The organism is uncultured Aquincola sp. (assembly GCF_964001545.1).
In the GTDB taxonomy this organism is placed as follows: Bacteria; Pseudomonadota; Gammaproteobacteria; order Burkholderiales; family Burkholderiaceae_C; genus Aquincola.
Window position 1 is genome coordinate 1 of record NZ_CAXFDV010000504.1, and the last position, 7,536, is coordinate 7,536.

Consider the following 7,536-nt stretch of genomic DNA (forward strand, 5'->3'; position numbering starts at 1 on the left):
CGACGGTCACGACACCGGGCGAAGACACGCAGCATGTGGTCGAAGTCGACAAGGTGCAGGTCAATCTCTTCTTCGACGGCACGTTCAACAACTACTACAACGTCACGACCGAAGACGCTGGCATCCGCCGGCAATACGGCGGAGAGAACACCAGCTACGACAACGGCTTGTCCAACGTGGCGCGCATGTGGGAGGCCTTGGGCCGGGAACCTGACGGGCCGGACCTCGGTGTGTACATCGATGGCATGGGCACCACTCGCCTGCAAGCGGATAACCTGAGGGGGGCGGCGCTGGGTACCGGCGATACCGGTATACGGGTGCGGGCCCAGCAGGCGTTTGGTTTGCTGATCAATGCCCTCAGACGCAAACGCGGCGATGATGATCCGCCCGCTATTCTTGAGCTCAACCTGTTCGGCTTCAGCCGCGGCGCTGCCACGGCCCGCCATTTCGCGAGCTTGCTGCGGCAGCGTGAGGAGATTGCCAAGCACTTTCTGGACGAATGGGGGCGCGTCCTGGTGCAGGTGAACTTCGTCGGTCTTTTCGACACAGTCTCTGCCGAAGGCGCGGTTCGCACCAATGACGTGGAGGATCTTGGTCTCCGGTTTGTCGATGACTCCGCCCGCCGTGTCTTTCAGTTGGTGGCGATGGATGAATATCGCCGCCACTTCGCATTGACGACCATTGACAGCGCTTGCCGCGCGAAGACGACGGTGGATGGCATCCGGCAGCCCATGGGCTTTGAGCTGGGCATTCCGGGCTCGCATTCCGACGTAGGGGGAGGCTACAAGGCCGGCACAGCGGCTGACGAGCCGCCGGAGACCGTGGAGTTGCCTCCGACCAGGCAGACGGTCGACGGAGATGGCACTGGACAAACAGTGCGGGGCCCCCAGTCCTTCGTCTACGCGCAGGGCTGGTATGCCTCCGAAGACCTGAGCGCAGGTGCGCTGCATCCGTACCGCCACCAGCGGCAGGTGGGAGGCGACTATTACAAGGCGGGCCTGTCTTTGATGGTGGATGTGGCAGAGCGTTGCACGACCACCTTATATCCCGCATCGCTCAAGGCCGACATGCAGGCACGGACGCCCGACATTGCAGCGGTCCAGGCTCAGTTGCGTGAGCTCGCCCGGCAGCGGGTGTTTGCTGCCGCCGGTGGTACCCGCGCCAGCCGCTCGCTGGAGGAGTTGTTGGGTCGAGACAAGGCGCGAGCGTTTCGACGTGCTTACCTGCACTTGTCACTGCGAGACGACTACGCGAATCAACCCCGCTACAAGAACGACACAGAACTGGAGCGACAACATGTGCCCGGTTGAGCTGCGGGGCCGGCGTCGTTGGCTTCAGGGTGCAGCGGCGGTGGGCCTGATGAGTACAGGTGTCGCGGGTCGCGCGCAGGTTCTTCGAGGACTGTTCATGAATAACGACACGCCGGAAACCGCCTTCATGAAGTGGACGGTATCGTTCTGCCGCTACGGCCTTGCCCCCAAGGACAGCAGCAGCGTGAGCACTTTGACCAGCAACAACTGGCTCAAGGATGCCGACGGCAAAACGGTGGCCGTCTTCTACACCGGCTTTGGGGCTGCCTGGGGTGCCGGGAGCTTCGGGATGGGTGGCACGCCGATGGAGGGTGCCCGCCTGCCCAAGACGCTGCGGCTGAGCTACTACGACTACCTGGAGGACCGCTTCTACCGGCTGGATGCCGAGCTGCCGTTGCAGCGCCTGTTCGAGTTGTTCGTGCAGGCGCCAAAGATCGTGGCGCGTGAGATCAGGTACGGTGAAGTGGCGCCACGGTACGAGGACTTGCGCATCGGCGTTGCACCCGATGGGCATTTGATGCTGTGGGTGTGGGGCGTGGGCAGTCAGGTGGAGCTGGGCGCTTATCGGGCCCGGGTGCTCGAGGGCATGACACGCCAAAGCTACAACACGAGCGTGCCGGCTGGTGCTTTCACGCTGATTGAGGACCGATGGCTGGCGCTCGACCGGATGAAACCCGAGACCGTCGAGCGTGTGAAGGCGGGATGGCGACCCGATCCGATGTGGTACATGCGGCACATCCGGGTGAAGTACCCCTGGCGCCATGTGCTCAGCGGCAATGTCTCGCGCGTGACCGAGCTGCAGAGCCACCAGGGCAATGCGGAGGCGGAGAGCGTGGGGCAGTGGGAGATGGGCGCCTACTCGCAAGTCAACCGCTTGCGCGGCATTCCGCAAACCACCTTCTTCTGGTTCCACGACCGTTATGGCCAGCGCCACTACTTGTGGATCACGTTTTCACTGCGCGAGCGCGCGGTGAGCGAGGCCGACCTGAGCGAGGTGCGCGCCGCGTTCGAAGAGGTGTTCCCCGGCCGCACCCTGGAGGACAACGATTGGTTGCCGGGCGATCAGGACATGGCGCAGGTCGAGGTGCATGTGCCCGAAGACTTCCGGCGCTTCAGCGCATTCCTGGTCAAGGGCGATCGGCGTTTGCCGCTGCCGGTGGCCCGCGTCAAGCACGCCGAGCTCGAGCCGTTCACCCATTGGGCTGGCCAGACGTCGGAGCGGCTCACGCCCGAGATGCGCAGGCTGTTTCAGCTGGGCCCGCCTTAGGCGGGCTGGGGGTTGCCGCCGCCGCCGGCAAGCTACCATCCCCCTCAGAAAGCCGCCGCAAGGCGGCCACGAGGAGCCTGCCATGAAGGTGCTGCTGGTCGACGACCATCCCCTGATCCTGTCTGCCCTGCAGGGCGTGATCCGCGGACTCGGTGACGACGTCACCGTGGTCGGCGTGGCCAGCGCGGCCGGCCTGCGCCAGCAGCTGGTCACCGATGCCGAGTTCGACCTGGTGCTGCTGGACCTGCAGCTGGGCGATGCCAACGGCTTCGATGTGCTCAGCGAGCTGCGCAGCGCCCACCCGGCGCTGCCGGTGGTGGTGGTGTCGGCCTCCGACCGCGCCAGCGACGTGATCCAGGCCATCGACCTGGGCGCGATGGGCTTCGTGCCCAAGCGCGCGTCCAACGACATGCTGTTCGAAGCCCTGCGGCTGGTGATGTCGGGCGGCATCTTCGTGCCGCCGATGTCGCTGGGCATGGATGCCGGCGCCTCGGCGCCGACGCCGCCCCAGGATGCCCATGCCGAGGCCGACACCGTGCCCGACGTGATGCGCATCGGCGAGACGGCCGAGGCCGCGCCCTTCCAGCGCCATGCGCCGTCCTTCGCTTCGCTGGGCCTGACGCCCCGCCAGGCCGACGTGCTGGCGCAGCTGCTGCAGGGCAAGCCCAACAAGCTGATCGCGCGCGAAATGAACCTGTCGGTGGAAACCGTGAAAGACCACGTGGCCGCGGTGCTGCGGGCGCTGAATGTCAGCTCGCGCACGCAGGCGGTGCTGGCCGTCAGCCAGATGACGCAGGGCCAGCTGCCCAGCTTCCAGGCCTGGAAGCCGAATCGTCGCGGATGAAGGCCGACCAGATCCGGGCGTTGATCGCCCAGAGCCCGGCCTCGCTCACCGGCAACGCCGTCGGCTTCTGCGTGCTGGTGGGGGTGTTCTTCCCGCTGGCCCATCCGGCGGTGCTGGGCGGCTGGGTGGCCGCGGTGACGCTGCTGTGGCTGCTGCGGCTGGGCCACTGGTGGCGCTACCGCCAGCGCGAGCGGGCTGGCACGCTGGACGACGCCACGCTGCTGGGCTGGGTGCGCAGCTACGTGGTGCTGGTGCTGCTGCAGGGCGCGCAATGGGGCGCCGCGGTGTGGCTGTTCTGGCACCTGGGCACGCCTTACCACCGGCTGGCGCTGATCCTGGTGGCCTATGCCTACACGCTGGGCGCGGTGCAGCTGCTGGTCACCCAGGGCAAGGTGTTCAACGCCTTCATCAGCCTGATCCTGGTGCCCACCATCGCCCGCATCGTCAGCGACCGGTCCGAGCCCTTCCACTGGCAACTGGCGCTGGTGCTGAGCGTGATCTTCGTGGCCACGCTGGTCATCGGCCGCACCCACCGCAGCGCGCTGGCGCAGGCCATCTCGCTCAAGGCCCGCACCGACCAGCTGGCCGCGCAGCTGCGGGTGGAAAAGGCCGCTGCCGACGAAGCCCGCCGCGCCGCCGAGGCCGCCAGCCGCGCCAAGACCCAGTTCTTTGCCGCGGCCAGCCACGACCTGCGCCAGCCGCTGCATGCGATGGGCCTGTTCGCCGAGGCCTTGCGCCAGCGCATCCGCGACCCCGAGGTGGCCTCGCTGGTCAACAGCATCAACGAAAGCGTGGACGCGCTGGAGGGCCTGTTCGGCGAGCTGCTGGACATCACCCGCATCGACAGCGGCGGCGTGGACGTGAACCCGCACCCGGTGCGCATGAAGGAGGTGTTCACCCGGCTGCGGCTGCACTTCGAGCCGCTGGCCTTCGAGAAGGGCCTGGCGCTGAGCTTCCATGGCGACCACCGCGTGGCCCACACCGACCCGCTGCTGCTCGAGCGCATCCTGCGCAACCTGGTGAGCAACGCCATCCGCTACACCGAAGACGGCGGCGTGCTGGTCAGCTGCCGGCAACGCGGCCAGCGCCTGCTGGTGCAGGTGTGGGACAGCGGCATCGGCGTGTCCGAGGCGGCGCTGCCCCGCATCTTCGAAGAGTTCTACCAGGTGCACACCAGCCGTCCGCTGGAGGCCCACCACCGCAAGGGCCTGGGTCTGGGCCTGGCCATCGTCAAGCGGCTGGCCGACCTGCTGCAGGCGCCTTTGACGGTGCGCTCCCGCGTGGACCGCGGCACCGTGTTCAGCCTGGAACTGCCGGTGGGCATCGAGCAGCGTCGGGTCGAGCGCGACATCACCCGCAGCAAGGCCGCGCTGGGCCTGACGCTCAACGGCCGCCGCATGGTGGTGGTGGAAGACGAAGCCGCGGTGCGCGAAGGCCTGGTGGTGCTGCTGCAGGCCTGGGGCGCGCAGGTGGACGCCTTCGAGACGGTGGAGGCGGTGCAGGCCTGGACCGCGCAGCCCGGCACGCCGCAGCCCGACCTGCTGATCGTGGACTACCGGCTGCCGGCCGGCACCACCGGGCTGGACGCACTGGCCGTGCTGCGCGCCCGCTGGCCGCAGGCCCAGCTGCCGGCCATCGTGGTCACCGGCAGCAGCCTCGGCGGGCATGAAGACGAATCGGCCACGCACGACTTCCACCTGCTCATCAAGCCGGTGCTGCCCAACAAGCTGCGGGCGATGATCGCTTTCAAGCTGGGGATGCGTTGATCGCCGGCTTGTGGCTAGAGTGCCGCCTCAAACCCGGGAGAAGTCGCATGCCCCTGCACCGTTCACGCGCCAAGTTCTTCAAGCGCCCCCTGGCGCTGGCCCTCGCCCTGATGGGGCTGGCCACCCTGTCGCAGCCGGCCGCCGCCTTCAGCGGGCTGTATGTGCTGGGCGACAGCCTGTCAGACGTGGGCAACGCGGCGCTGGCCGTCGGCACCGACCCCACGCAGTTCATCAGCGGCAACTCGTACGTGCCCGACCGGCCTTACGCCAGCGGCACGCTGTCGAACGGGAAGGTATGGGCCAGCTACCTGTCGCAAAGCCTGGGTCTGGGTGCGTCGCTGCCTTCGCTGGCCGGCGGCAACAACTACGCCTTTGGCGGCGCCCGCACCAGCGGTGGCGATGCGCCCAGCCTGAAGGACCAGGCGCAGATGCTGCTGGCGCCGTTGAAGGCCAGCGGCGCCAAGCTGTCTGCCCATGCGCTGTACGTGGTGGCGGGCGGTGGCAACAACGGCTTTGACGCGCTGGACGCCATCCTGGCCGGCGCCAACGTGGAAAGCACGCTGCTGACCACCGCGAACAGTTACGCCAGCGACGTCGGCGGCATCGTCGACGACCTGCAGGCGGCCGGCGCACGCCACATCGTGGTGTGGAACACGCCCAACCTCGGGCTCACGCCCCTGGCCAACGCGGCAGGCCCGCTGGCGCAGGCGGGCGGCACCCTGCTGGCCCAGCAGATGAACGGAGCGCTGGCCACGCGGCTGGCGGGCGAGCAAGGGGTCGCCACCTTCGACGTGTTCAGCCTGCTCACCAACGCGGTGGCCCAGACCGGCAGCTCCCCGACGACGGCCACCTTCAGCAACGCCACGCGCGCCTGCGGCAGCCTGCTCGCGGGCTGCGATCCGGCCACCTCGCTGTTCTGGGATGGCATCCACCCCACCACCTACGGCCACCAGTTCATCGCCGCCGGCATGGCCGCCACGGTGGCCGCCATTCCCGAGCCGTCGACCTATGCGCTGATGCTGGGCGGCCTGGCAGCCGTGGGCTGGCTGGCGAGGCGCCGGGCCGCGTGACGGTCCTGTTCTAGCTGGGTGAGTAGGCCAGGCGTACGTAGATCGGCGCGAAGGCCTCGGCCTGGGTGATCTCGAGCAGGCGCTCCCGCGCCAGCTCGAGCATCGCGATGAAGGTGACCACCAGCACCGGCGCGCCGCGGGTCACGTCGAACAGCTCCTCGAATTCAACGAAGCGCTTGCCCTGCAGCCGGCGCAGCACGATGCTCATGTGCTCGCGCACCGACAGCTGCTCGCGGCTGATCTTGTGGTGCTGGTTCAGCCTGGCGCGCTTGAGGATGTCGGCCCAGGCCTCGCGCAGCTCGTCGATCGACACATCGGGAAAGCGCGGCTTCAGGCTTTGCTCGATCGTCACCTGCGCCCGCAGGAAATCGCGGCCCAGCACCGGCAGCGCATCGAGCTTGAAGGCGGCCAGCTTCATCTGCTCGTACTCGATCAGCCGGCGCACCAGCTCGGCCCGCGGGTCTTCGGGCTCATGCCCGTCGGCCGACTTCTTGGGCGGCAGCAGCATCCGGCTCTTGATCTCGATGAGCATCGCGGCCATCAGCAGGTATTCGCTGGCCAGCTCCAGGTTGCTCTTGCGGATCTGCTCGACGTAGGCCAGGTACTGGCGCGTCACGTCGGCCAGCGGAATGTCGAGGATGTTGAAGTTCTGCTTGCGGATCAGGTACAGCAGCAGGTCCAGAGGGCCTTCGAAGGCCTCGAGGAACACTTCCAGCGCGTCCGGCGGGATGTACAGATCCTGCGGCATCGCGAACAGCGGCTCGCCATACAGGCGCGCCACGGCCACCGTGTCGACCACGTGCGGCGGCGCTTCCTGCGCCGGTGGCGGCAGCGGCCCGCCGCTGGGCGGCATGTCGTCGGTCATCGGCGGCGACGGTCGGGGGCTGGCCCCGGTCACTTGCCCTTGGTCTGGTAGACGTAGGGCTGCTGGGCGACGCGGGCTTCCTGGTATTCGGTCTGCGCCTGGCGGTCGATCGGGCGGTCCCACAGCAGGGCACGGCCGGCGCGCTGCTCGGCTTCCAGCGTGGGCTTCTTCTCCTTCAGCGAGTCGATGAACTGGGTCACGTCGGACTTGTAGGGCTTCCAGAAGAGCGGCATGGCACGGTGGACAAGAATGGGCAGAACCTGAGAGTTTACCCGGGGCACCCATGACACACAGGAACTTCAAGGGCCGGTGGGCCGCGGCGGCGGGCCTGGCCGCCGTGCTGCTGCTGGCCGGCTGCGACGCCGAACGCATCGCCAAGCTGGAAGAAGGCGTGGCCACCGAGGCCGACGTGCG

7 protein-coding genes and 1 pseudogene are annotated in these 7,536 nt (G+C 67.9%); 6 read left to right on the plus strand and 2 right to left on the minus strand.

All coding sequences use genetic code 11. The annotated features are described in order from the left end of the window. The 5 genes from ABNT58_RS17160 to ABNT58_RS17180 all read left to right on the plus strand — a co-directional run. On the plus strand, positions 1-1,310 hold a 1,310-nt coding region (locus tag ABNT58_RS17160; RefSeq protein WP_348754662.1), incomplete at its 5' end, for a DUF2235 domain-containing protein. Between the two features lie 97 nt (positions 1,311-1,407). Continuing rightward, on the plus strand, positions 1,408-2,577 hold the full coding sequence (locus tag ABNT58_RS17165) for a DUF2931 family protein (protein ID WP_348754663.1): 1,170 nt from the start codon (positions 1,408-1,410) through the stop codon (positions 2,575-2,577). An 82-nt stretch (positions 2,578-2,659) separates the two neighbouring features. Further along, positions 2,660-3,421, plus strand: a complete 762-nt coding sequence (locus ABNT58_RS17170) for a response regulator transcription factor (protein ID WP_348754664.1) — start codon at positions 2,660-2,662, stop codon at positions 3,419-3,421. Continuing rightward, positions 3,418-5,187, plus strand: coding sequence for an ATP-binding protein (locus ABNT58_RS17175; protein ID WP_348754665.1), 1,770 nt, complete (start codon positions 3,418-3,420; stop codon positions 5,185-5,187). The genes ABNT58_RS17170 and ABNT58_RS17175 overlap by 4 nt, the downstream gene beginning before the upstream one ends. A gap of 47 nt (positions 5,188-5,234) precedes the next feature. Then, positions 5,235-6,257 carry an SGNH/GDSL hydrolase family protein gene (locus tag ABNT58_RS17180; protein WP_348754666.1) on the plus strand — a complete coding sequence of 341 codons (1,023 nt, stop codon included), beginning with the start codon at positions 5,235-5,237 and terminating at the stop codon, positions 6,255-6,257. A gap of 10 nt (positions 6,258-6,267) precedes the next feature. On the opposite strand, the gene ABNT58_RS17185 is transcribed toward ABNT58_RS17180, so the two are convergent. Both ABNT58_RS17185 and ABNT58_RS17190 read right to left on the minus strand, forming a co-directional pair. Continuing rightward, positions 6,268-7,110, minus strand: coding sequence for a ScpA family protein (locus ABNT58_RS17185; RefSeq protein WP_348754668.1), 843 nt, complete (start codon positions 7,108-7,110; stop codon positions 6,268-6,270). Positions 7,111-7,151: 41 nt separating this feature from the next. After that, on the minus strand, positions 7,152-7,355 hold the full coding sequence (locus ABNT58_RS17190) for a DUF3460 family protein (RefSeq protein ID WP_348754667.1): 204 nt from the start codon (positions 7,353-7,355) through the stop codon (positions 7,152-7,154). Positions 7,356-7,405: 50 nt separating this feature from the next. Between ABNT58_RS17190 and ABNT58_RS17195 the strand changes: the two are divergent. Beyond that, positions 7,406-7,536 (plus strand): annotated as a pseudogene (locus tag ABNT58_RS17195) (outer membrane protein assembly factor BamE); the annotation flags it as partial.

Excerpts from the sequence above, each read along its gene's own strand:
- ABNT58_RS17165 (WP_348754663.1), top strand. The coding sequence starts at position 1,408 with ATGAATAACGACACGCCGGAAACCGCCTTCATGAAGTGGACGGTATCG.
- ABNT58_RS17170 (WP_348754664.1), top strand. The coding sequence starts at position 2,660 with ATGAAGGTGCTGCTGGTCGACGACCATCCCCTGATCCTGTCTGCCCTG.
- ABNT58_RS17175 (WP_348754665.1), top strand. The coding sequence starts at position 3,418 with ATGAAGGCCGACCAGATCCGGGCGTTGATCGCCCAGAGCCCGGCCTCG.
- ABNT58_RS17180 (WP_348754666.1), top strand. The coding sequence starts at position 5,235 with ATGCCCCTGCACCGTTCACGCGCCAAGTTCTTCAAGCGCCCCCTGGCG.
- ABNT58_RS17185 (WP_348754668.1), bottom strand. The coding sequence starts at position 7,110 with ATGCCGCCCAGCGGCGGGCCGCTGCCGCCACCGGCGCAGGAAGCGCCG.
- ABNT58_RS17190 (WP_348754667.1), bottom strand. The coding sequence starts at position 7,355 with ATGCCGCTCTTCTGGAAGCCCTACAAGTCCGACGTGACCCAGTTCATC.